Source organism: Microbacterium sp. LTA6, from assembly GCF_045690355.1.
Classification (GTDB): Bacteria; Actinomycetota; Actinomycetes; order Actinomycetales; family Microbacteriaceae; genus Microbacterium.
The window spans coordinates 1,838,457-1,862,496 of sequence record NZ_CP147855.1 but is presented as its reverse complement, the minus strand read 5'-3'; the positions used below and the strand labels follow the sequence as shown (position 1 = coordinate 1,862,496).

At 68.2% G+C, this 24,040-nt stretch carries 23 protein-coding genes; 9 read left to right on the top strand and 14 right to left on the bottom strand.

The genetic code is table 11. From position 1 onward, the window contains the following. Nucleotides 1-108 precede the first annotated feature (108 nt). The 4 genes from LTA6_RS08750 to LTA6_RS08735 all read left to right on the top strand — a co-directional run bounded on the left by LTA6_RS08750 (nt 109) and on the right by LTA6_RS08735 (nt 3,076). Entirely contained in the window at nt 109-789 is a 681-nt protein-coding gene (locus LTA6_RS08750; RefSeq protein ID WP_341977527.1) for a helix-turn-helix domain-containing protein, read from the top strand. A gap of 84 nt (nt 790-873) precedes the next feature. Beyond that, nucleotides 874-2,118, top strand: coding sequence for a flavin-dependent oxidoreductase (locus tag LTA6_RS08745; RefSeq protein ID WP_341977525.1), 1,245 nt, complete (start codon nt 874-876; stop codon nt 2,116-2,118). Beyond that, complete coding sequence (locus LTA6_RS08740; RefSeq protein WP_341977524.1) at nt 2,115-2,603, top strand: MarR family transcriptional regulator; 489 nt, start codon at nt 2,115-2,117, stop codon at nt 2,601-2,603. Before LTA6_RS08745 ends, LTA6_RS08740 begins: the two co-directional genes overlap by 4 nt. Beyond that, on the top strand, nt 2,600-3,076 hold the full coding sequence (locus tag LTA6_RS08735; RefSeq protein ID WP_407359192.1) for a DUF3237 domain-containing protein: 477 nt from the start codon (nt 2,600-2,602) through the stop codon (nt 3,074-3,076). The genes LTA6_RS08740 and LTA6_RS08735 overlap by 4 nt, the downstream gene beginning before the upstream one ends. 22 nt (nt 3,077-3,098) lie before the next feature. On the opposite strand, the gene LTA6_RS08730 is transcribed toward LTA6_RS08735, so the two are convergent. From LTA6_RS08730 to LTA6_RS08715, 4 genes are read right to left on the bottom strand one after another with little or no spacing between them, the layout of a single operon-like run. Then, nucleotides 3,099-4,067 carry a DNA-methyltransferase gene (locus LTA6_RS08730; protein ID WP_407359191.1) on the bottom strand — a complete coding sequence of 323 codons (969 nt, stop codon included), beginning with the start codon at nt 4,065-4,067 and terminating at the stop codon, nt 3,099-3,101. Beyond that, nucleotides 4,064-5,113 carry a lipoyl protein ligase domain-containing protein gene (locus LTA6_RS08725; RefSeq protein ID WP_407359190.1) on the bottom strand — a complete coding sequence of 350 codons (1,050 nt, stop codon included), beginning with the start codon at nt 5,111-5,113 and terminating at the stop codon, nt 4,064-4,066. Before LTA6_RS08725 ends, LTA6_RS08730 begins: the two co-directional genes overlap by 4 nt. Before the next feature lie 35 nt (nt 5,114-5,148). Next, the gene (locus LTA6_RS08720; RefSeq protein ID WP_341978319.1) at nt 5,149-6,003 is read right to left on the bottom strand and encodes an alpha/beta fold hydrolase; all 855 of its coding nucleotides are present in this window, start codon (nt 6,001-6,003) and stop codon (nt 5,149-5,151) included. A 45-nt stretch (nt 6,004-6,048) separates the two neighbouring features. Then, a complete protein-coding gene (locus LTA6_RS08715; RefSeq protein WP_407359189.1) occupies nt 6,049-6,786 on the bottom strand; it encodes a copper homeostasis protein CutC in 738 nt (245 codons plus the stop codon). Between the two features lie 82 nt (nt 6,787-6,868). Between LTA6_RS08715 and LTA6_RS08710 the strand changes: the two genes are divergently transcribed. Genes LTA6_RS08710 through LTA6_RS08700 form a run of 3 tightly spaced genes read left to right on the top strand, consistent with a single transcriptional unit; the run spans nt 6,869 to nt 8,897 of the window. After that, on the top strand, nt 6,869-7,309 hold the full coding sequence (locus tag LTA6_RS08710; RefSeq protein ID WP_407359188.1) for a MarR family winged helix-turn-helix transcriptional regulator: 441 nt from the start codon (nt 6,869-6,871) through the stop codon (nt 7,307-7,309). A 5-nt stretch (nt 7,310-7,314) separates the two neighbouring features. Further along, entirely contained in the window at nt 7,315-8,640 is a 1,326-nt protein-coding gene (locus tag LTA6_RS08705) for an MFS transporter (protein ID WP_363551359.1), read from the top strand. Between the two features lie 56 nt (nt 8,641-8,696). Continuing rightward, nucleotides 8,697-8,897: a hypothetical protein gene (locus LTA6_RS08700; RefSeq protein WP_363549007.1), complete on the top strand. Its 201-nt coding sequence runs from the start codon at nt 8,697-8,699 to the stop codon at nt 8,895-8,897. Between the two features lie 16 nt (nt 8,898-8,913). Here LTA6_RS08700 and rocD read toward each other — a convergent pair whose 3' ends face one another. The 9 genes from rocD to LTA6_RS08655 form a co-directional block, all read right to left on the bottom strand. Then, the gene (gene rocD / locus LTA6_RS08695) at nt 8,914-10,128 is read right to left on the bottom strand and encodes an ornithine--oxo-acid transaminase (RefSeq protein ID WP_341977509.1); all 1,215 of its coding nucleotides are present in this window, start codon (nt 10,126-10,128) and stop codon (nt 8,914-8,916) included. Further along, nucleotides 10,125-11,003 carry a dimethylargininase gene (gene ddaH / locus LTA6_RS08690; protein WP_341977507.1) on the bottom strand — a complete coding sequence of 293 codons (879 nt, stop codon included), beginning with the start codon at nt 11,001-11,003 and terminating at the stop codon, nt 10,125-10,127. Before ddaH ends, rocD begins: the two co-directional genes overlap by 4 nt. A gap of 225 nt (nt 11,004-11,228) precedes the next feature. After that, nucleotides 11,229-12,239, bottom strand: coding sequence for an NAD(P)-dependent alcohol dehydrogenase (locus LTA6_RS08685; RefSeq protein WP_407359187.1), 1,011 nt, complete (start codon nt 12,237-12,239; stop codon nt 11,229-11,231). Between the two features lies 1 nt (nt 12,240). Next, on the bottom strand, nt 12,241-12,471 hold the full coding sequence (locus LTA6_RS08680; RefSeq protein ID WP_341977503.1) for a helix-turn-helix transcriptional regulator: 231 nt from the start codon (nt 12,469-12,471) through the stop codon (nt 12,241-12,243). Continuing rightward, nucleotides 12,471-12,935, bottom strand: coding sequence for a hypothetical protein (locus LTA6_RS08675; RefSeq protein WP_341977501.1), 465 nt, complete (start codon nt 12,933-12,935; stop codon nt 12,471-12,473). Before LTA6_RS08675 ends, LTA6_RS08680 begins: the two co-directional genes overlap by 1 nt. A gap of 145 nt (nt 12,936-13,080) precedes the next feature. Then, nucleotides 13,081-16,731 carry a proline dehydrogenase family protein gene (locus LTA6_RS08670; RefSeq protein WP_407359186.1) on the bottom strand — a complete coding sequence of 1,217 codons (3,651 nt, stop codon included), beginning with the start codon at nt 16,729-16,731 and terminating at the stop codon, nt 13,081-13,083. A 265-nt stretch (nt 16,732-16,996) separates the two neighbouring features. Continuing rightward, nucleotides 16,997-18,394: a Re/Si-specific NAD(P)(+) transhydrogenase subunit beta gene (gene pntB / locus LTA6_RS08665; protein WP_363549019.1), complete on the bottom strand. Its 1,398-nt coding sequence runs from the start codon at nt 18,392-18,394 to the stop codon at nt 16,997-16,999. After that, nucleotides 18,391-19,929: a Re/Si-specific NAD(P)(+) transhydrogenase subunit alpha gene (locus LTA6_RS08660; RefSeq protein ID WP_407359185.1), complete on the bottom strand. Its 1,539-nt coding sequence runs from the start codon at nt 19,927-19,929 to the stop codon at nt 18,391-18,393. The genes pntB and LTA6_RS08660 overlap by 4 nt, the downstream gene beginning before the upstream one ends. Before the next feature lie 210 nt (nt 19,930-20,139). After that, nucleotides 20,140-20,610: a hypothetical protein gene (locus LTA6_RS08655; protein WP_407359184.1), complete on the bottom strand. Its 471-nt coding sequence runs from the start codon at nt 20,608-20,610 to the stop codon at nt 20,140-20,142. Nucleotides 20,611-20,807: 197 nt separating this feature from the next. Between LTA6_RS08655 and LTA6_RS08650 the strand changes: the two genes are divergently transcribed. Together LTA6_RS08650 and LTA6_RS08645 are read left to right on the top strand one after the other, a co-directional pair. After that, nucleotides 20,808-21,503, top strand: coding sequence for a hypothetical protein (locus LTA6_RS08650; protein WP_341977491.1), 696 nt, complete (start codon nt 20,808-20,810; stop codon nt 21,501-21,503). Beyond that, the gene (locus LTA6_RS08645; protein ID WP_341977489.1) at nt 21,500-22,090 is read left to right on the top strand and encodes a hypothetical protein; all 591 of its coding nucleotides are present in this window, start codon (nt 21,500-21,502) and stop codon (nt 22,088-22,090) included. The genes LTA6_RS08650 and LTA6_RS08645 overlap by 4 nt, the downstream gene beginning before the upstream one ends. Before the next feature lie 460 nt (nt 22,091-22,550). Here LTA6_RS08645 and LTA6_RS08640 read toward each other — a convergent pair whose 3' ends face one another. Beyond that, nucleotides 22,551-24,023, bottom strand: a complete 1,473-nt coding sequence (locus tag LTA6_RS08640) for a hypothetical protein (protein WP_341977487.1) — start codon at nt 24,021-24,023, stop codon at nt 22,551-22,553. Nucleotides 24,024-24,040 lie beyond the last annotated feature (17 nt).

Sequence of the window (24,040 nt, the reverse complement as noted above, 5' to 3'; positions counted from 1 at the left end):
TGTCAACACTGTTGACCACAGCAATGACAGCACCTAGGTTCGAAGGAGCGCTCTTCGACGCCGGCGGCCCACCTGCTGACATGATGAAGCGAACGAAAGGAGGCGCCCATGCCTGCGGTGTCCGATCACGAACAGACCCCGAAACGGGCTCGGCTGGATCGCGCGCTCATCGTGGAGGCCGGCTTGGAGCTTGCGAGCACACCGGGCGTCACCACGATCTCGGTCCGCGATCTCGGCGCCAGACTGCGAGCCGACCCGACCGCCATCTACCGCCATTTCCAGAGCAAGGATGCCCTGATGGGCGCGCTCCTCGACGAACTCAACGGCCGTGCGGCCGCAGCCGTTCACGCGCCGGCCGAGGATTGGGCGGAGCGCCTGCGCGAGCTCTCCATCTCGACGCTCGACCTGTACATCCAGCATCCGGCGATCGGCGCAGAGGCGATGAGTCTCACCACCCACGGTTCCGGAGAGCTGGCCGCGATCGAGCTCATGCTCGACGCCTTCCGACATGCGGGACTCGACGGCGCGGAACTCGTGCAGCACTACGCCCTTCTCGCCTCTCACGTGCTCTCGCTCGCCGCCGGAATCGCGCGAGCACGGGCCGAGCACCCGAGCGAGACCGACGAAGGCGACCCCTGGGTGGATGCCCCGCTCCTGGCCGATCCTCGTCGGTTCCCGCTGATCGCCCAGCACTCGCTGATGCTGTCCGAGCTGCAGGACCGTGATCTGTTCCTCCGCGGAGTCGACCTCGTCATCGACTCGGCGCGGCGCACGGCATCCGGCAACTGAGTCGCGATCGGCCCCTTGCGCAAAACTAGTTTTGTTGCAAAACTACCCCGGTGACTCGAAAGAGAGTCTCAGAGGGAGAGATCGATGAAGATCATCATCGTCGGCGCGGGCATCGGCGGACTCGCCGCGGCGATCAGCCTGCACGAAGCCGGACTCACAGACGTCACCGTGTATGAACGCAGCGCCGCCATCCGCGGCCTTGGCGTCGGGATCAACCTGCTCCCCCATGCCGTTCGAGAACTGACCGAGCTGGGCCTCGCGGACACCATCGCCGACCTCGGCGTCGCGCCGGCCACGCTCAGCTACTTCAACCGCCATGGTCAGCCGATCTGGAGCGAGCCGCGCGGCCTCGCGGCCGGGTACCACTGGCCGCAGCTCTCGGTGCACCGCGGGCGGCTGCAGCTGGCACTGCGCGACCTCGCCGAAGCGCGCCTCGCCGAGCCGATCCGTCTCGGGCATCGCCTCATCGGCGTCGCCTCGAATTCGGACGGCTCCGAAACCGCGCGCTTCTCGACCGATGCCGGCGACGTCGACGCCACCGCCGATCTGATCATCGGCGCCGATGGCATCCACTCCGCGCTCCGCGCTGCACGCTACCCGGCCGAGGGCGCCCCGCCATGGAGCGGTCTCACACTATGGCGCGGGGTCAGCCGGATCCCGGCTTTCCTCGACGGGCGCACGATGATCATGGCCGGCGACGGCGAGCAGAAGTTCGTCGCGTACCCGCTGTCCGCGGCGGATCCCACCGGGCGGATGCTGGTGAACTTCATCGCCGAGCGCCGAGTCGGCGGCTCCGGCGACGCCGACTGGAATCGAGCCGTCGACCCCGCACCGATCGCTGAGCTGTTCCGCGACTGGAGCTTCGACTGGCTCGATGTGCCGGCCACGATCGCGGCGGCGGACGAGATGCTCGAGTATCCGATGGTCGATCGCGACCCTCTGCCGCACTGGACATTCGGCCGAACGACTCTGCTCGGGGATGCCGCGCACGCGATGTACCCGAACGGCTCGAACGGCGGCTCACAGGCGATCCTCGACGCACGTACGCTCGCCTTCCACCTGGCCACCGCCGACACGATCGACGAAGGCCTCGCCCGCTACGAAGCTGCCCGCCGCCCACGGATGACCGCGCTCCTGGCCGGCACCAGGGCGACCGGTCCGGAGCGGGTCATGCAACTGGCGCACGAGCGTGCTCCACAGGGCTTCGGCGACATCGACGACATCATCCCGCTCTCCGAGCGCGAACGGATCGCCGCCGACTACAAGACCGCCGCCGGTTTCCTGCCGACCATCCTGAATGAGCGCCCGTCGCTCACCCCGGCCCGATGACCGCGTTCGACGCCGCGCGCCTTGCCGCGGTCATCTCCCCGCTGCGCCGAGCTCTGCTCGCGGCGACCCGCGCCGCGGCCCGGCTTCCGGAGCTGCCCGATGCGCAGATCGACGTCATCCGCGCGCTCCCGCGAGGCACCGCACGGGGGCCGGCCGAGATCGCCGCGCAGCTGCGGCTCAGCCGTCCGACGGTGAGCAATCTGCTCGGCACGATGGAAGCCGCACGCCTCGTCGAGCGCACCTCCGATCCGTCCGACGGCCGCCGCGTCCTCGTCCAGGCTTCGGATCGCGCCCTCGACCTGTTCGCGCGTTTCGATGCCGCGAGCGCCGCCATCCTCACGCAGGCGAGCAGCATGCTCAACGCCGGTGAGCGCGCCATCCTCGCGGACGCACTGCCCGTGCTGGAGCGGCTGAGCGCGGTTCTCAGCGAAGCAGATGCCGCGGCATCCGATGCACCGACAGCTCCGGAGGAGACCTCGCCATGAGCACCCCGCACACCCTGCTGCCCGTTCCAACACTGGAATCCGCGTTCGACGTCACCGTCGAGCTGGGCCCGATCGAGGACCACCATTCCACCAGCGCGGGCTCACGACGCGTCGTGCCGATCCTCGGCGGCCGGATCTCCGGTGCGGTGGATGCGGAGATCCTCGCCGGCGGGGCCGACTGGCAGCTCATCCGCCCCGACGGCACCATCGAGATCGACAGCCGGTACACGGCGCGCACGGCATCCGGTGATCATCTTCTGCTGCATGCCCGCGGCCTGCGTACCGGGCCTCCCGAAGTGCTGGATCGCCTGCGCCGGGGTGAGGACGTCGACCCTCGCGAGTATGTCTTCCGCACGACGGTGCAGATCGAGACCGCGGCCACGCACCTGGCCGATCTGCAGCGCTCACTGTTCGTCGCTGCGGCCCAACGGCAGGCGAAGGCCGTGCGGTACCGCGCCTATCGAGTGGACTGACCCGCCGCCGTGTCGGCTTCGCTCAGGCGATCCCGGTCACCTCTGCATGCGGCATCCGCTCGCGCATCACGCGGATCGCCTCGGGGTTGTCGTCGACGAGCACGGCATCGCGGCCCAACGCCGAGGCCACAGCCCCGGTGGTGCCGCTGCCGGCGAAGAGGTCGAGGACGCGGTCGCCTGGCCGACTGGACGCCCGCACGATCCGGCGCAGGATGCCCTCGGGCTTCTGCGTCGGATAGCCGGTCTTCTCGCGACCGGTCGTCGGCACGATGGTGTGCCACCAGACATCGGTCGGCAGCTTCCCTCGCGCCGCCTTCTCGGCGGTGACCAGGCCGGGGGCCATGTACGGCTCGCGATCGACATCGTCGGAGTTGAACACGTACTCCCGCGGATTCTTCACGTAGACCAGGATCGTGTCATGCTTCGTCGGCCAGCGGCGGCGCGACTTCGCACCGTAGTCGTAGGCCCAGATGAGCTCGTTGAGGAAGCACTCCCTGCCGAAGACCGCGTCGAGCATCACCTTGGCGTAGTGCGCCTCGCGGTAGTCGAGGTGCAGGTACAGCGTGCCGTCGTCCGCCAGCAGCCGCCAGGCCTCCTCCAGCCGCGGCATGAGGAACGCGCCGTAGTCGTCGAAGCGGTCGTCATAGGTGCGCAGCATCCCGCGCACCCGCTCGTAGGCATGGCCGTGGAAGCCGTGTCGCACCTCGCTCGCGGCCGACTGCGGTTCGTAATTCAGGAGATTCGGCTCGATCCCGGTCGTTTCGGCAGTGTCTGCGCCCGGTTCGGCAGCTTCTTCCTGAGTTGTGAACGTGCGCCGGGCGGTGACCACCTGCCGCTCCTGCGTACGCCCGGTGTTGAACGGCGGATCGAGGTAGACGAGGGTGAAGGATGCCGATGGCAGGCCTCGAGCGGCGGCGAGGTTGTCGCCTTCGAGGATCGAGACGGACCCGACCGCGGGCCCTTCGACGGGCTCGGGGATCGAAGGCGTCACGGCACCCGCTGCAGCCACGCCTCGGTGGCGAACTTCGACTCCACGAGGGCTTCGGCGGCGGCGAGCTCGTCCGGCGCGACCGCGCCGTCCTCGGCATCGGTGAGAGAGCGGAAGGTGTCCTTGAACCGCTCGATGATCTCGGCGCGGCTGAGTCCGGTCTGGCTCCGCAGCGGGTCGACGCGCTTCGCCGCCGATGTCGTGCCCTTGTCGCTGAGCTTCTCGCGGCCGATGCGCAGCACCTCGGTCATCGTCTGACCGTCGATGTCGTACGACAGCGTGGCGTGGTGCAGCACTCCCCCGTTGGCGAGGCGCTTCTGGGCTGCTCCGCCGATCTTTCCCGAGGGCGACGCGATGTCGTTGAGCGGCTGATAGACGGCGTCGATGCCGAGCGAGCGCAGCGCCTGCAGCACCCAGTCGTCGAGGAACGCGTAGGAGTCGGCGAAGGTCATGCCTTGCACGAGCGAGGCCGGCACGTACAACGAGTACGTGATGATCTGCCCCGCGGCCATCAGCATCGCGCCGCCGCCGGAGATGCGGCGCACGACGTCGAAGCCGTGCCGCGCAGCACCTTCGGGGTCGACCTCGTTGCGGTACGACTGGAACGATCCGATGACGACGGCCGATTCATCCCACTCCCAGATCCGCAGGGTCGGGCGTCGGCGCCCTTCACCGACGCGCGCGGTGAGCACCTCGTCGAGAGCGAGGTTCATGCGCGGCGAGACCGCCTTGTCGTGCACGATCTCCCAGTCGAAGTCGCGCCAGCCCGGCGCAGTCACGAGAGCGCGGCGCACAGCGGTGCCGACGGCATCCGGGGTGAACCCGAGCAGCTGTGCGCCGTCGGGGAGAGCCTGCCGCACGGCGGCGGCGATGGCCGTGGCGTCCGTCTCCACCGGCAGCCCGGTCACCGCGGCATTGATGTCCTCGAGTGCGGTGTCGGGCTCGAGGAAGAAGTCGCCCGCGAGGCGGAACCGGGCGATCGCCCCGTTCTCGACTTCGAGGTCGACGACGACGAGCTTTCCGCCAGGAACCTTGTATTCACCGTGCACGGATCCAGCTTAAGCCGCGGCCCGTCGAGCTGCGCTCAATCCCGAGGCGGAATGTGCTTGTTCAGCCAAGAGAGCACGTCGGCACGCACTTCGGCCTGCTGCACTTCATTGAAGATCTCATGCCGCGCGTCGGGATAGACCAACGTCGTCACGTCGGTCAGCCCCGAGCGAGTGCGGTATTCCTCGGCGAGCTTGTGCACACTGCGCGGCCCGCCCACCGGGTCGTCCCGGCCGACCATGAGCAGCAGCGGGATGTCTCGGCCGAGGTCCTTCGCCGGGCGACCGTAGAGCTTCGCCGCTTCCACCGGACCGAAGAGTTTCAGCAGCGGCACGTCGGTGGTGAGCGGATCCTCGTCGAATGCGCGCCACACCTCCGGATCTGTCGAGAGCCACTCGAAGCCGGTCGCCTCAGGTCCTGCCCAGCGCGCGTTCAGCGGTGCCGGGTTCATCATCGTCGGCGTCCGCAGTGCGGATCCGGACAGGATGACGGCGTCCCATGCCTCCGGATGCTCGTTGACCAGCATCTGAGCGAGGAACGAACCCCACGAGTGCCCGAGCAGCACGAGCGGCAGGTCAGGGTTCTCCGTGCGGATGATGCGCGTCAGCTGCCAGATCGCGTCCTTCGCGGCGCGGATTCCGCCTTTGCCGAGCCGACCCAGCTTCGCCGGCCCGTCGTGCTGACGGATGCCCGTGCGCCCGTGCCCTCGATGATCGTCCGCGTAGACGGTGAATCCCGCGGCGTTGAGTGCGGCGATCAGCGCCGGATAGCGACCCGCATGCTCGCCGACACCGTGCAGCAGCTGCACGACTCCTCGCGGCGTGCCCTGTGCGGGATGCACGTCGTAGACGATGGCGATGCCGTCAGCATCAGTGAACTCACGCGTATCCATCACGCCCCCACCCTACCCACGGGTACCCTCGTCGTGCAGAGTGAGTCAGCGCCCGAGCGCGGTGAGCACGGCGAACGCCGTGTCGCGATCGGTGACCTCGTAGCCGCCGACGCCGTCCGAGGCCGACCCCATCCGCACGCCGCCCGTTTCGACCACGGCGCGCTTCGCTGAGAAGTGCAGAGCATCGACACCGATCGCTGCGAGCACGGGAGCGGTCACCGCATCCACCCCGCTGCCGGCCATGATCTCGATCTGCCCCGAGGCCTCGGCGACGAGGGCGCGGAGCGTGTCGATGCCGTCGATCGCGGCCGAGGCTCCCCCCGACGTGAGCACGCGGCGGAGCCCGAGATCGCGCGCGGCCACCAGCGTCGCGACCGGATCGGCGGTGACGTCGATGGCGCGGTGCAGGGTCACGGATGCTCCGCCGGCTGCATCGCGCAGTCGCGTCATCGCGTCGATGTCGAGGCGCCCCGCGGCGTCGAGCGCGCCGATCACGACACCGGCGGCACCCGCTCCGATGGCCCAGCGGACGTCGCGCTCGGCGATGGCGAGTTCATCGGCGTCGTAGTGGAAGCCGCCGGCCCGCGGACGGATCAGCACGTGCACTTCGGGACCGGACGGGCCCGCAGCCTCGAGGGTGAGCTCCAGCGTCGCCGGTGAGGGGGTGAGCCCGCCGAGGGCGAGGGCCTGAGCGAGTTCGACGCGCGCGGCGCCGACCTCCCCGGCGATGCGCATTCCGGCGGGGTCCTGCACGGCGATTTCCAGGGCGAGCGTTCGAGTCACGACATCCATTCTGCCCCGCACTGCCGCCGTCCCCCGCATCAGCCCTTCCCTCCCGAAGAAGATTAGATAGACTAACTAAGTAATGTCTGCGTCTGATGAATCCCTCTCCCTCACTGCCACCGAACTCCGCATGGCCACGTTCCGGTTGGCGCGACGTCTGCGATCCGCCCGCGCCGCCGACTCGATGAGCGATACGCAGCTCGCCGTGCTCGCGGGCCTGCGCATCCACGGCCGACGCACCATCTCCGCTCTCGCCGTGAGCGAGCATGTGACGGCCCCGTCCATGAGCAGCATCGTCAACGGCCTCGAGGAACAGGGCTACGTCGTGCGCATCCCCGACGAGGATGACCGCCGCCGCGTGCAGGTGGAGATCACGGATGCCGGCGTCGAGATCGTCGCCGAGACCATCCGCCGCCGCGACGAACTGCTCGCGGCGATGCTCGACGACGTCGACTTCACCGACGAGGAGCTGACGACCCTCCGCGAAGCCAGCGCACTGATGCGAAGGGTGGCCGAGCGATGAGCGCGATGTTCCGTTCCTTCTCCAACGTCAACTACCGGATCTGGTTCGCCGGCGCCCTGGTCTCCAACATCGGCGGCTGGATGCAGGCGACCGCCCAGGACTGGGTCGTGCTCACCGAGCTCACCGACAACGACGCCGCGGCGATGGGCGTCACGATGGCCCTGCAGTTCGCCCCTCCCCTGGTGCTGGTCAGCCTCACCGGCTGGGTCGCCGACCGCTTCGACCGACGCCACATCCTGCTGGTCACCCAGACCGTGCTGCTGCTGCTGGCGGTCGCGGCCGGCGTCCTGCTGCTCACCGACGTGATGACGCTGCCGATGATGTTCGGCCTCGCCCTCGGATTCGGCGTCGCCAACGCCTTCGACGCCCCGGCCCGCCAGGCGTTCGTATCCGACATGGTCTCCACCGGTGAGACGTCGAACGCCGTCGCCCTCAACTCGGCATCATTCAATCTGGCGCGCATGATCGGCCCGGCCGTCGGCGGACTGCTCATCGTCGCGATCGGTTCGGGGTGGGTGTTCATCGTGAACGCCGCCACCTTCCTCGCGATGATGCTCGCCCTCCTGATGATGCGCACGCATCTGCTCGCCCCGCGCCTCAAGAACCGCAACCGCGGCGGCCTCGCCGCCGGCTTCCGTTACGTCTGGGGACGCGGCGACCTGCGCGTCGTGTTCGTGATGGTGTTCCTCATCGGCGCCTTCGGGATGAACTTCCCGATCTTCGCGTCGACGATGGCGCTGGAGTTCGGCAGCGGTGCAGACGGCTACGGCGTACTGAGCTCGATCCTCGCCATCGGCGCCCTGCTCGGCGCGCTGCTCGCCGCGCGGCGTGATCGGGCCAGAGTGCGGGTCGTCATCCTCGCCGCCGGCGGCTTCGGCATCTCGGCGTTCGTCTCGTCCGCCATGCCCTCGTACGCCACCTACGCGGTCACCCTGATGTTCACCGGATTCATGATCGTCACGCTGCTGACGACCGCGAACGGCTACGTGCAGATCAGCACTGATCCGGCGCTGCGCGGCCGGGTGCTCGCGCTGTACATGGCCGTGATCATGGGCTCGACCCCGGTCGGCGCCCCGATCGCCGGTTGGGTGGCGGACGCGTTCGGGCCCCGCGCCGCGATCATGCTCGGCGGTACCGCTGGTCTCATCGCCTGCCTGATCGGCGCCCTGTGGGTGCTGTCATCCGGACGACTGCACCGCCGGGAGGAGAGCCGCTTCCGGCTGACGCTCGACGAGACCCGCCCGCTCAGCATCATCGACGAGGTCGACCCGGTGGAGTTCAGCGACACCGCCGCCCAGACGACGCCGATCCGCACGCCGCGCAAGGACTGAAACGCGCGCTGTCAATCCCTTCCGCTGCGCGCCCCGACTCGACGTACGCTCCTGCCATGGACGAGAACATGGAACGCAGACCCTACTCCGACGACCCGGCCGAAGACCGCTCCCGCGTCGACGAGGACGGCTCTCCCAGCGATGATCGCGGAGCGCCGCTCGGGGGCGACGACGTCACAGAGGATCAGCTGCAGGCCGACAACCCGACGGAGCGCGACACTCTGAAGTCGCTGGACCCCGACGACTCGCCGGCCTGAGTGGTGCGCGCGTCCGCTACGCCTCCAGCACCAGCCGCAGCTGCTCGACGGCCCAGTCGAGCTCGGTGGCACGGATGACGATGGGCGGCGCGATGCGGATGGTCTGACCGTGCGTGTCCTTGACGAGCACGCCGCGCTCGAGCAGCTTCTCGGCGATCTGCCGCCCTGTTCCCTTGGCCGGATCGATGTCGACGCCGGCCCAGAGTCCAGCGATGCGGACGGTGGTGACACCGTGGCCGATCAAGGGTTCGAGAGCGGCGAAGAGGTGCGCGCCGAGTGCACGGGCCCGCTCCTGGAACTCACCCGACTCCAGCATCTCGACGACGCGCAGACCGACGGCAGCGGCCAGCGGGTTTCCGCCGAACGTCGAGCCGTGCTCACCGGGGCGGATGACGCCGAGCACATCGCTGTCGCCGACGACGGCCGAGACCGGAAGGATGCCGCCACCCAGCGCCTTGCCCAGCAGATACAGGTCGGGAACGACGCCTTCGCGGTCGCAGGCGAACGTCTCGCCGACGCGGCCGAGTCCGGACTGGATCTCGTCGGCGATGAACAGCACATTCCGTTCATCGCAGATCTCGCGGATGCGGCGCAGGTAGCCCTCCGGCGGGATCACAACGCCGCCTTCGCCCTGGATGGGCTCGATGAGGATCGCAGCGGTGTCTTCTGTGATGGCCGCGGCCAGCGCATCCGCATCCCCGTACGGAACCACATCGAATCCGGGCGTATACGGCCCGAAGTCGTCGCGAGCCTGCTCGTCGTCACTGAAGCTGACGATCGTCGTCGTGCGCCCGTGGAAGTTGCCGGCGGCGACGATGATGCGCGCACGGCCTTCGGCGATGCCCTTCACCCGGTAACCCCAGGCGCGAGCGACCTTGATGCCGGTCTCGACGGCCTCGGCGCCGGTGTTCATCGGCAGCACGAGTTCCTTGCCGCAGAGCGCCGCAAGGGCGGCGGCGAACGGCTCGAGCCGGTCGCTCATGAAGGCGCGGCTGGTGAGCGTGACCCGGCCGAGCTGCTCGGTCAGCGCGGCTACGAGCGCCGGATGCCGGTGTCCGAAGTTCACGGCCGAGTAGGCGGCGAGAAGATCGAGGTAGCGCTTGCCCTCGACATCCGTCACCCACGCGCCCTCGCCGCGGGCGATGTTGACCGGCAGCGGGTGATAGTTGTGCGCGACGTGCGGCTCGACGACCGTCTCGGCGGAGGTCGTCTCAGCCTCGACCGCCGTCACTTCGCACCGCGAAGCTCGAGGGTGCAGCACTTGATGCCGCCGCCGCCGAGCAGCAGCTCGGAGAGGTCGATCATGATCGGGTTGTACCCGCGCTCGCGGAGCTGCGCTTCGAACCCCTTCGCCCGCGGCGAGATGATGACGTTGTAGCCGTCGCTGGCGGAGTTGAGACCGAACACGGAGCCGTCCTCATCCGAGACGAGGATCGCCTCCGGGAAGCGCTCCTCGAGGATGGCACGGCTGGCGTCGTCGAAGGCGCCGGGCAGGTAGGCGATGTTGGCGCGCTCGGGGCCGCCGTTCTCGACGCCCTGCACGGGGTCGAGCACGGTGAGGGCGGTGTCGAGGTGGTAGAAGCGCGGGTCGACGAGGTTGAGCGATACGACCTCGCGGCCGAAGACCTCGCCCACCTCGCGGTGGCTGTCGCCAGTGGAGCGGAACCCGGTGCCGGCGAGGATCACGTCGCCGACGAGCAGGAAGTCGCCCTCGCCCTCGTTGACCTCTTCGGGGATGACGGTGTCGTAGCCGGCGCCGCGGAACCAGTCGGCGAAGGCCGGTGCCTCACCGGCGCGCTCCTCGAATCGGAACTTCGGCACGTACGCGCGGCCGTCGATGAGGAACCCGCCGTTGGCCGTGTAGACCATGTCGGGGTAGTCGGCGAGCGGCTCGATGAGCTCGACCTCGTGGCCCAGCTCGAGGTAGAGGTCGTACAGCTTCTGCCACTGCGCGACCGCCTTGGCGGTGTCGGTCGGCTTCGCCGGCTCCATCCACGGGTTGATCGTGTAGCTGACGGTGAAGTGTGCGGGCGTGCACATCAGGTAGCGGCGGTGGTGCGCGGTGCGCACGGGTGCGGACGTGACGGTGGTCTCGGGCGTCGACATGGATGCTCCTCGAAAGGGGTGCGGCGGACGCTGTCCAGGGGCCCGGCGGTCCTTCGACCGGCCGCTCGTCAGAGTCGGCGCGGGAAGATGCGACCCGGGCACGCCAGTCTCCATTGTGTCACCCGTCGGCTGTGCGACGCCAGAGCGTCGCTTTCTGAGTTCAGAGAGCGCAAACGGCTGCATCCCCGCCGAATATCGAGCCGTTTGCGCTCTCCGAACCGGGGGTCAGGCCCCGCGGACGACGATCTTGCCGACGGTGTGGCCCGCCTCGATGTGAGCCAGAGCAGCAGGCGCTTCGGCGAACGGGTACTCCCGCTCGATGACGGGGACGATGCGCCCTTCGGCGGCGAGCGCGAGGAGCTTGCGCAGCACCTCCGGCCGGTTGACGGCGGCGACCGAGCGGATGCGGCGCGGCGACCCGATGGAGAGGAGGGCCGCCTTCAGCATCCGGGGCACCGGCCCCATCACATGGCCACCGTCGCCGGTGACCAGCGCCGCTGTGCCGCCGGGGGCGAGGAGCCGCTGCAGCTGTCTCAGCGGGATCCCGCCCGCGATATCGATGATCGCGTCGAACCGCCCCGCGGGCAGGTCCTCCAGTGGCTCCGTGCGGTGATCGAGGGTGCGCGTGGCACCGAGCGCCTCGATCAGGGGAGCATTGCGATCGCCGCAGGAGGCCCAGACCTCTGCGCCGCGGAGCACGGCGAGCTGCACGGCGAAGACGCCGACTCCGCCCGATGCTCCGATGATCAGCACGCGCGGGGTGGCCCGATCGGTCAGCCCGACGCCGGCCACGTCGAGGGCCTGCCACGCCGTGCCTCCGGCGATCGGGAGGCATGCGGCGGCTTCCGGCTCGAGTCCGCGCCCCATCGAGACGACGCGCGAGGCGGCGACGCAGGCGTAGCCGGCGAGGCCCCCTCCGCCCGGGAGTTCGACGATCACTTCTTCACCGACTTCGGCGCCGACCACATCAGGGCCGACGGCGACGACGGTGCCGGCGACGTCCATTCCGCGCACCGGATTCTTCGGTCGGGTCAGACCGACGAACGGCCGGACGAGGAGCGGATCCCCGAGCATGAGCCGGACATCTCCGGCGTTCAACGCCGTCGCTCTGATGCGCAGCAGCACCTGGCCGCGACCGGGCGTCGGCACCGGCGTCTGTTCGAGGCGGGTCCCGTCGGCCGCCCCATAGGAGTCGCGACGCCAGACGGGCATCGTGTCGGGGATCGTGTCGGTCATGTCAGTCCTCTGTGTGGGAAGGCGCCGGATACTGGAAGAGATCGTCGAGTCCGACGGCGAAGGCGTGGGCGATCTGGAAGGCGAGTTCGAGCGTGGGCGAGTATCTGCCCTGCTCGATGGCGATGAGTGTCTGCCTCGTCACGCCGATTGTGCGGGCGAGGTCGGCCTGGGTCATCCCGGCCTCTTCGCGGTGAGTGCGGATGCTGTTGGAGACGAGTGTCGGCTTGACCATCACACGAGTCCACGACGGTAGGCGATGACCCGTGCGATGCCGCCGACGAGATTGGACACCGCGAATCCCAGGTACATCGTGTTCGCGATCCAGAACACGTCGGCGCCGACCGCGCACAGCGCGATCACGCCGAGACCGGCGATCACGAGGAATGCCTTCTCGACGCGGCCGCCCATCTGGCTGATGTCCCGGTCGCGGACGTCGGCCTTGCCGACACCGCCGTCGTCGGTGAGACCGGCGACGATGCCCGAGATGATGCTGATCACGATCATGATGGCGATGCTCACGCCGATCGTCCAGAGCATCAGGGGCAGCCAGTCGACCGCCGTGAGCGGACCGCCGGCGGCCTGCTGAAGCACGAGCCAGACGTAGACCGCCATTGAGATGACTCCGACGACGAGCCCCGCCCACGCATTGCGCTCTTCATAGACCATGACGCCTCCGATGTAAAAGATTCTTGACATGAGCGTACGCTTCGCCGTCGACTCATGTCAAGAATTCTTTACACCGCGTGAGCGCGCGATTCGTTCAAAGAGCGCAAACGGCTCCTTCTTCGCCGATTATCGAGCCGTTTGCGCTCTTTGAACGGCCGAGAATGCCAAACCGACATCAGATGACGCCGGCGCTCCAGGGATCGGGGTTGCCGTAGCGATGCGCGGTGATCGAGATCGACTGCTCGCGCACGAACGGCAGCAGCTCGATCCGGCCGGCCGAGGTCACCTCTCCGGCGTAGACCGCGAGGTCGGGGTCGCCCTCGACCGCCGAGGCCAGCATCCGGTGCAGCGCAGCGACCGATTCCCGCGAGCCGACGAGCCGCGCCCGATCGGGGCGAGGCGCAGGCTCGAACTCATTCTCGTCGACGACGGGTCGCCGCATCCGCTCCACCCATTGCTCATCGCTCTCCATGAACACGACGGCCTGGAGCTCACCGAGGGCATGCCGCACCGGGGCGGGCAGGCCGACCGGGGTGGACAGCACGAATCCGGCGCCGGCGCGCACGGCCGCGATGACGACGCGCAGCACCTCTTGCCACTCGGCATCCGCCGTCGCCCTGATCGCGACCGGCACGGGGCGATAGCGGAACAGATTGCGCTCCACCTCGAGGCGCGACACGTCTCGGACCCGCCCGAACTCTCGATCCCAGGCCAGCGCGTCCGACAGCGCTGCACGACGCAACCACTCGAAGGCCTCGAAATCGAGGGAGGGCTGTGCGGACTCGATGAGCGTGGTGATCCGGGAGTCGAGTCCGCGCAGATGCAGGGTGCTGGATGCCGCTCCGCCGGAGTTCGAGCGCCACGACCCGAGCCCGAACAGGTAGTTCGGCCCGCCGGCCTTCGCCCCCGGCCCGACGGCGGAGCGCTTCCAGCCGCCGAACGGCTGGCGCTGAACGATGGCACCCGTGATCCCGCGGTTCACGTAGAGGTTGCCGGCTTGCACGCGGTCCAACCAGAAGTCGAGCTCATCAGGATCCTGCGTGTGCAGACCCGCGGTGAGGCCGAAGGCGACGGCGTTCTGCAGCTCGACCGCCTTCGCGAGCGTCGGTGCATGCATGATGCCGAGCACCGGTCCGAAGAACTCCTCCAGGTGAAAACGCGATCCGGGTTGCACTCCGACGCGGATGCCGGGACTCCACAGCCGTCCACTCGCATCGCCGTCGGCGAGCGCCGGCTTCATGAGCCACTGCTCATCGCCTTCGAGCTCGGAGAGAGCCCAGGCGAGCTTGCCCTGCGGCTTCTCGATCACCGGCCCGACCTCGGCGAGCGGGTCGGTGGGCCAGCCGACATGCAGTGAGCGCGCGGCGTCGCCGAGCTGACGTGCGAACCGCTTGGACCGACCGACCGGTCCGACCAGGATCGCCAGCGACGCCGCCGAGCATTTCTGCCCTGCATGCCCGAAAGCGCTGCGCACGAGGTCGGCCGCGGCGAGATCGAGGTCGGCAGACGGCGTGATGATCATCGCGTTCTTGCCACTGGTCTCGGCGAGCAGCGGCAGGTCCGGGCGCCAGGAACGGAACAGCGCTGCCGTCTCCCAGGCACCGGTGAGGATGACGCGATCGACGTCAGGATGCGCGATGAGCTCGCGCCCCAGTTCCCGCTCGGCAAGGTCGACGAGTGCGAGCACATCGCGCGGTACTCCCGCCTCCCAGAGTGCCTCGGCGAGAACGGCGGCGCAGCGGCGGGCCTGATGCGCCGGCTTGAACACGACGCCGGAACCGGCGGCGAGCGCGGCGAGCACCCCGCCGGCCGGGATGGCGAGGGGGAAGTTCCAGGGCGGCGTCACCACGGTCACCTTGGCCGGCACGAATGCGGCACCGGCGACGGCATCCAGCTCCCGCGCCCTGGCCGCGTAATAGCGGGCGAAATCGATGGCCTCGCTGACCTCGACGTCGGCCTCGGCGAACACCTTGCCGGTCTCGGACGCCGCCACCTCGATCAGTTCACCGCGGCGCGCCTCCAGCGCCGCAGCGGCGCGCAGCAGCACTTCCGCGCGCTGGGCGGCCGGGCGCGCACCCCAGCCGGCAGCGGAATCCCGCACGCGCGTCACGGTCTGAGCGAGGGCATCGGATGCGGTGATCCTGGCGCGCTCCACGGTCAGCGCCCCCGCCGTGGACGCCGCGATCCGCCCTCGCACGAGACGCGCCCAGTCCCGACTCGCGGGGAGCGCCGCGTCGCTGTCCGGAGTGTTCACGAAGCCGGGCGCACCGCCGGCGTCTGCCGCGATCTCGTGGGCGGAGTAGACCGCGGTCTCGAGGAAGGCCTCCTCGTCGGACCCACGGGAGATCCCGAGCACTGCCTGGGTGAGATTCGTCTCCTCGGCCGGCGTCGCCGGAGCCTGGCGCACCGATTCGTGCACCGGAGCGAGACGGTTCTGGGTGCGCCGCGGGCCGGTGCGCAGCGTCGGGTCGGTCGAGCGGTCGAGCGCGTCGAGGAACCGGTCCTGCTCCCGGACGAACAGACTCTCGTCCTCATCGAGCCGGAAGGCCGCGGAGAGGAAGTTCGCCGACGAGGCGTTCTCCTCTAGGCGCCGCACCAGATAGCTGATGGCCACATCGAACTCGGCGGGCTTGACCACCGGCACGTAGAGCAGCACCGGGCCGACCTCGCGCGACACGGCCTGCACCTGCCCCTGCGCCATGCCGAGCAGCATCTCGAACTCGATGCGCTCGCGGACTCCGCGCTCGCCGGCCAGCAGCCACGCGTAGGCGATGCCGAACAGATTGTGGCCGGCGATCCCCAGTCGCACCGCCGCGGTGTTCTCCGGCGTGAGCGCCCAATCCAGGCAGCGCAGGTAGTTCGCATCGGTGTCGAGCTTGGTGTCGTAGGTCGCCGGCGTCCACCCGTGCATGCGTGCCTCGACCCGCTCCATGGCGAGGTTCGCGCCCTTCACCAGACGCACCTTGATGGCGGCTCCGCCGTGCTCGACACGGTCTCGCGCCCACGCCGTCAGCTCCTGCAGCGCAGGAAGGGCGTCCGGCAGATATGCCTGCAGCACGATACCGGCCTCGAGTCCGCGCAGCCGGGGATCCTCGAGGATGCGGGTGAACACCGCGATGGTGAGGTCGAGATCGCGGTACTCCTCCATGTCGAGGTTGATGAACGTGCCATCGGAGGCAGCCGTGAGGTACAGCGGCAGCAGCCGCTCCCCCACGGCGTCGACGACCTCGTCGAACGCCCACATCGAGATGTGGCTGATGATCGCGGAGACCTTCACGGACACGTAGTCGACATCTGGTCGGCGGATGAGGTCATGGATGCCGTCGAGCCGGCGCTTCGCCTCGGCTTCGCCGAGCACGGCCTCGCCGAGCAGATTGAGGTTGAGCTTCGCGCCCGACTCACGGATCTTCTCGATCGCCGGTCCGAGTTTCGCCGGACGGGCGTCGACGACGAGATGCCCGACCATGTCCCGGAGCACCCTCCGCGCGATCGGCACCACCGGGGTGGGCAGGATCTGCGCGACGCCGCCACCGAGCCGCACGGCTCCGCGCACGTACCAGGGCAGGAATTCGGGCACGATCGGCGCGATCCGGTGCAGCTGGGCTGCAGCGGCGCCGAGACTCTCCGGCCTCATCACACCGTCGACGAAACCGAGGGTGAAGGGCAGGCCGTTGACGTCCTGCAGCACGCCAGCCAAACGCTCGGCAGCAGGGTCGACCTCGGCGGCTCCCGCCTCGATCACCCACCGGCGGGCGAGCTGGACCGCCCGCTCGGCGAGAGGAGCGGATGCCGCGGCATCCGACGGAGTTGACGACGGCTCAGCCATGCTCTCCACCCTAGGTCTGCGGCCGTTCCGGCCGTCGGCACCGCGCCCGTGGATACCGTGAGCCACGAGGTCCTGACTCATGAGCCGCAGGGGTCGCACATGGTCGCTTCAAGGTCCTCGATGCGACCATCTGCGCCACCTCTCGGTCGAGTTCCAGCGAGGAGGGGTCGAATATGGTCGCTTCACCCCTCACGATGCGACCATCTGCGACACCTCTTGGCCATGCGTCGGCAGAGTGGGGTAGCGCATCGGCACCGCGCCCGTGTCACAGGGCCTGGATGATGTCCTCCACCCGCTCCTTCGCGTCGCCGAACAGCATCGAGGCGTTGTCCCGGAAGAACAGCGGGTTCTGCACGCCCGCGTAGCCGGCGGCCATCGAACGCTTGAACACGATGACGTTCTCGGCCTCCCAGACGTGCAGCACCGGCATCCCGGCGATCGGGCTGCCCGGATCCTCGGCGGCGGCCGGGTTCACGGTGTCGTTCGCGCCGATGACGAGCACCACCGACGTCGCTGCGAAGTCGTCGTTGATCTCGTCCATGCTCAGCACGATGTCGTACGGCACCTTCGCCTCGGCGAGCAGCACGTTCATGTGCCCGGGCAGGCGACCGGCGACGGGATGGATGCCGAAGCGCACATCGACGCCGCGCTCACGCAAACGGCGCACCAAGTCGGCCACGGGATACTGCGCCTGCGCGACAGCCATCCCGTAGCCCGGCGTGATCACGACGCTCGAGGCGCTCGCGAGCAGCTCGGCCGCGCTCTCGGCGGTGATCTCTCGGTGCTCGCCGTACTCGGCATCCGACGATGTCGCCGCGACGATCCCGAAGCCGCCGGCGATCACCGAGAGGAACGAGCGGTTCATCGCCTTGCACATGACATAGGAGAGGTACGCACCCGAGGATCCGACGAGAGCTCCGGTGACGATCAGGAGATCATTGTTCAGCAGGAAGCCCGCGGCCGCGGCCGCCCAGCCCGAGTAGCTGTTCAGCATCGAGACGACCACCGGCATGTCGCCGCCGCCGATCGATGCGACCAGGTGCCAGCCGAGGGCGAACGACAGCACGGTCACCGCGATCAGCAACCACAGCTGCTGGTCGTTCACGAACCAGACGGTGAGTGCGACGAAGGCGACGAGCGCGCCGATGTTCAGCACGTTCTTGCCCGGCAGCATGAGCGGCTTCGACGAGATCTTCGCGGAGAGCTTCAGATAGGCGACGATCGACCCGGTGAAGGTCACCCCGCCGATGAAGATGCCGATGAAGACCTCGGCGTTATGGATGCCGACGAGCTGCGGCGCGACCTCCGGGTGCGCGAGGTGGCCGTTCCAGCCGACGAGGACAGCGGCCAGGCCGACGAAGCTGTGCAGGAGCGCGATGAGCTCGGGCATCCCGGTCATCGCGACCACGCGCGCACGCCACAGCCCGATGGCCGCACCGATCGTGAGGGCGACGAGCAGCAGCACGAGTCCGATGACGGCGCCCGTGGTCCAGGCATCCGCGATCGTGAGCGCGAGAGTTGCGAGCAGAGCGATCGTCATTCCGGTGATGCCGTAGATCACGCCGGATCGTGCGGACTCATGCCGGGAGAGCCCGGCCAGGCTGAGGATGAAGAGGAGGGCCGCGACGATGTAGGCGGCCCCGGCGAGGGCGTCGACGGTCATTTCTGGCCGCCCTTCGTGAACATCGCGAGCATTCGACGGGTCACGGCGAAGCCTCCGAAGATGTTGATGCTCGCGAGCAGAACCGCGATCGCCGCGAGCACCTGCACGACCGGATTGGCGGACGTGACCTGCAGCATCGCACCGACGACGATGACGCCGGAGATCGCATTCGTCACCGACATCAGGGGCGTGTGCAGGGCGTGGTGCACCTTGCCAATGACATAGAAGCCGACGACGACCGACAGCATGAGCACGGTGAAGTGCTGGGGCAGCGGCGCGGGAGCGAACGCATTGACGGCGAAGAGCGCGGCGATGCCGAGCGCGATGAGCAGGACTTTGCTCCCCGCCGACATCTTCGTGGGCGCGGCGACCTCGGCGGTGGCGGCCTGGGCGACGGCGACCGGTGCCGCTGCGACCTGAACGGGTGGTGGCGGCCAGGTGACCTCACCGTCGCGGACGACGGTGACCGAGCGCTGCACGACATCGTCGAAGTCGATGGCCAGCTGCCCGTCCTTCGCCGGCGTCAGCAGGGCGACGAGATTGGCGACGTTCGTGCCGTAGAGCTGCGAGGCCTGGGTCGCGAGGCGGGAGGCCAGGTCGGTGTAGCCGAGGATGATGACGCCGTTGTCGGTGACGATGCGCTGGCCGGCGACGGATCCCTCGACGTTGCCGCCCTGCCCTGCCGCCATATCGACGATGACGCTGCCCGGTGTCATCCGGGCGACGTCGGATGCTGTGATCAGCCGCGGCGCCGTCCGCCCGGGGATGAGCGCGGTCGTGATGATGATGTCGACCTCGGATGCCTGTTCGGTATAGATCTCCGCGGCGCGACGGTCGTAGTCCTCGCTGGTGGCCTTCGCGTAGCCGTCGGTCGACGCCGCGACGGCCACGTCGACCGGCAGGTACTCGCCGCCGATCGATGAGACCTGGTCAGCGACCTCGGGGCGCGGATCCGTGGCACGGACGATCGCGCCGAGGCTGCTGGCCGCGCCGATCGCGGCGAGGCCGGCGACGCCGGCACCCGCGACGAGAACCTTCGCCGGCGGCACCTTGCCCGCCGCGGTGACCTGTCCGGTGAAGAAGCGGCCGAACTCGTGCGCGGCTTCGACGACCGCTCGGTATCCGGCGATGTTCGCCATCGAACTCAGCACGTCCATCGACTGCGCCCGCGAGATGCGCGGCACCGCGTCGAGAGCGACCGCAGTGATGCCGCGCTGCGCGAGCGCCTCGACCAGATCGGGACGCAGCGCAGGCGAGAGCAGGGCGATGATCGTCGCGTCATCGGAGAGAAGACCGATCGCCTCGGCATCCGGTGCGGTGATCGCGAGCACGATCTCGCTCCCCCAGGCACTTGCGCGATCGACGAGCTCCGCACCCGCGGCCGCGAACTCCTCATCGGGGTACGACGCAGCGGTGCCGGCTCCGCGTTCCACAACGACTTCGTAGCCCAGCTTCCGAAGCGAGCCGACGGTCGCGGGCGTGGCCGAGACTCGAGACTCGCCTCCCGGTTCCCGCACGATTCCGATGACTGCCATTGCAACCTCCTCCGCCCGTCCGCATCGACGGGCTCCCGGGACGATCCCCGAATGTTCCCGCTCAGACTACTGACGCAGGGGCCGCCCACCGCCCGTCGGCGGGCGTATGACGCGTGAAGATTCGAGGTTCTTGAGGAAAGCGGATGAACGACAGGGCGCCCCGCCGAAGCCTTCAACGGGGCGCCCTGGGAGGCTGAGGTTGTCACACCATCAAGACCACCTCACACCTTCGCGATCGCCCCTCGCGTAGCTGTTGATCGCCGCCTGCAACGCGTTGGCGACCCGGATCATGATGTTGTACCCCTCAGTGGCATCTCCGTGCGCGAACGCATTGCGCATGTCCTGCTCGGCTCTCAGCAAGGCCGAGGCACTCGTTCCGCCAAGGTAGTTACCGACTTGCTGCATCTCGGATGCAGCATTGTTGATGAGTCTCACCGTGTGGTCGGTGGGTCTTGCGGTCCCCTTGATTCCCGCTGCACTTCTCAGAATCTCGCTCCTGGCCGCTTCGAGAACCCCAATATCGACCGGAATACCGGCGACGACTCGACTGATTGTGGGAGATTTGTCCCCCGCAGCTGACGTCTCATTCGACGCCGCGAGCGCGGGGCTGTTTCCACCCACCAGCATCACCAACACTGCGGCAGCGCCTACCATCATCGTGCACTTCTTAGTCATTTCCATGAAGCAATTCCTTTCTGTCGCGAGCGACTTTCACGACGCTACGTTGCTGCTATTCGCCTGTATGTAGGACCTTCGGGGGACATACAACGCGCGTGTCATCTGATACGGCGATCCACGATCGCTCCATGACGAGCGCCGAGGATCAGGTGGCTTGCCGCACGCGGAGACCCAGAGCTCGGCAGCTCTAAGCTGGTGCCGTGAACACGACACGGCCGGAGGGAACGGCGCATCCTGCCGATGCCACCACTACGTCGGCATCGAACGCCAGCGCACGGGCGAAGGTGCTCGGCTGGGCACGCCGCACCATCGACCTCGTGCCGACGTCGTGGCTGATCACCGGAGCCGGGGCCGTCCTCCTCGCGACGACCGCGGCCTTCGGCGGCCTCGCGACCGCGCCCGCTGATCCGGTCCCCGAGGTCGCCGTCGGCGACACGTTCAAGGGTTCGGACTTCGAGTTCACTGTCGTCGGCGTGGAGCTCTGGGACAACAACGGCAACGCAGCCGTGTTCCCCGATGAGGAGAAGGGCGAGAAGGTGCTGGTCGTCACCATCGATGTCCTGAGCACCTTCGACAAGCCACGCCGGTCATCGAGCATCAGCAATGACGGTCTACTGGATCACGTCCGGGTCAGCGGATTCGATATCCCCCCGGAGGTCAGCCTGGCCGCCGACGGAACTTTCAACGTCGTGCTCCAACCGGATGTGCAAGCGCGGCTTCTGCTCTCCTGGATCGTCGAACGCGGAGAGCTCGCGGACGACGACCACGTGACCGTCACCCTCCCTGACTCGACCCATCACGTTGGCCAGAACGTGTGGAGGGGCGTCGACTACTGGGACGACCTCCGTGTCGGCGCCACGGTCACCGCGTCCGTCTCGGCGAAGGATGTGCAATGACGGACCTCCAGAAGACCGCGCCCCGTCCTCGCCTCAGCGGACACGTCGCGCGCTGGGCGCTCACTCTCCTGCTACTCGCCGGTGCCTGGTTCCTGGTGAAGGTGACTCTCCCCGAGGGCTCCTCACTCGCACCTTTCCCGACAGTGGCCACGATCGGCGAACAAGCGTCGGCCCGCAACCTCGTCGTCACCATCACCGACGTGCATGCAGCTCGACGCGTGACGAGTTCCGAAGGCTGGTCGGCGGACGGTACGTGGCTCGTGGTCGACCTCGAAGCAGCATCGGTACAGAAACCCTCGCTCCTCAACCACGCGAATCTGTTCATCGGCGAGCGCACCTTCGCACCTACCGATCGCGGCACCACCTTCGCACGGCATCAGCTCATGACCGGCGTACCGCAGTCCGGAAGCCTGGCCTTCGAACTCCCCGCGGATGCGTTGAGGGGCACAGCGACTCTCCGGCTGGGTCTGCTGACCGCTGACGACGGAACCGTACCCTTGGACGGCGTCATCGAGTTGATGATCGATCTCGATGCCACCCCGGTCGAGGCTGAGGTGCCGTTGCAGGAGAACGGATGGGCACGATGAGCATCCCCGAGCCGATCGCCCCGCGCAACACTCCCGCGGAGCCCGCTGTCCGCCCGTCGTGGTGGAGGCGTAACGCTCTGGCGCTCGTGGCGCTCGCCCTGCTCGCCCCTTCGACCGCAGTGACAATCGGATGGCAAGGCTGGTATGAGCACTACGGCTACGGCATGCTCCCATACAAGCCGATTCTCGTGGAGAAGAAGAGCGACGCCGAGTTCATCGGAGCCACATTCGGCCCAATTCGCAGCGGTCTGATCGAAGATCTGAGCGGACTCGACGTACCCTCGGACGCCCGTTTGATCGCCGCAGCGATTCCGGTTCACACCGGCACGACCGGTGTCTCGTGCCAGGTGGTACTGGTCCAGCAGGCGACCGGCCACGAGTGGAGGCCGGCCCGCAGCGAGATCGGACTTCCGTCGAACATCGACGAACCCGAGTACTGCACGACCGCCGATACCGGGGATTACGAGCTCATCGCGCCGTTCGTGTTGCCCGATGACGTCGACGGTCCGTTCTGGGTCGAGATCCGTTCACCCGGTGAGCTTTCAGGCGGATCGTTCCTCAGATTCTCGATCGACCCCTGACCGCCGACCTCATCAGGTCTCGGCGCAGAGACGATCGAAGCGGCCACGGCGTCGGCGGAGACAGGCAGCAGCCCGGCAGCATCCGCTACCGCGCGCATCTCCTGCTCTTCGACGGACACCGATCCGGAGTCCGCACGATCGGTGCGTTTACGCAGTCGTGCGAGAGTCGCGTCGTAAGCGCCGGCGACGAGGGCGATCCTCAGAGGCTCCGTGAATAGCAGCGGCACGAGCGAAACCACCGGTATGGCGATCGACCAGAACACGAAGTCCTGCGCACCGATCACACGCGTGAGTCCCAGCTGCAGGTAGGACTCCAATGCCTTCACCGCCACGTATAGGAATGCATACGAAGCGACCAGTACCGGGCCAGCACGCCACATCAGCACGACAGCGCGCCAGAGCGGTCGGAACCGTGCTCCGAGTTCGTCCCCGAGGTCTTTCAGTCGTCGCGCGACGGGATTCGGAATCGCCTTCACATGTTCGCGAACCCGAGAAGCGAGGTCGTTTTCGACGCGCAGCTTCTCGGCGACGATCGCCTGTCCGAACACCACTCCGGCGATCGTGAGCCACGCGAGCGGAGCGAGCAGCACCGGCCCGACCTCGGTGAGAACCCAACCGATCGCCTCCCAGAGCCAGCGCAGCGGTGCGACCGCGTTGAGGATGCCTTCACGGACGTCTTCAAGAACCGCCATCGCCACGCGTGTGTCGACCCAGCTCTTCACGGTGTCGAAGAGATCACCGAGAAGGATCACCGAGAAGAACACCCAGACGACTTCGAAGTACACCGCGACCGGTGAGAACCAGCGGCTCAGGCGCGCTGACCATTTCGACCACGCCCAGCGACCGGCGAACGCCAACACGATGATGGCGACCGTCCATCCACTCAAAGGCAGATCAGTCACCGCGTCGCCCTGGGGCAGAGGTCCCGTTCCGTCCACCACCGCCTGCCACCCGAGCCCGTCGCGCACATAGAGTGCCCGCGCCGAATAGGCGTTGATGTCCTCCCGCAACAGCCCCTGCGCCCAGTACACCGCGAAGAAGGGGAGGATGCCGGCGAGCAGCGCGGAGAGGAAGGTGCGACGACGTTCGACCGACGACTCCGGAAGGGGCGCTACCTCCTGCAGATTGCGTAAACCGTCGCGCAGTACGAGGAACATCGCGACCAGGCTGATCAAGCGCGCCAGGATCGCGATCGGCAGCACGAGCAGGCCGACCGTGGCCGAGTAGGCGCCGATCGATCCGGCCGTCTGGACTACGACGTAGTGCACAAGGATGCCCGCGAGATACCACGCAATCATCGCCGGCCAGTGCCGCCACAGCACCCGGCCCGTCGTCGTCAGGATATCCAGCACGACCCGACATTACCGCG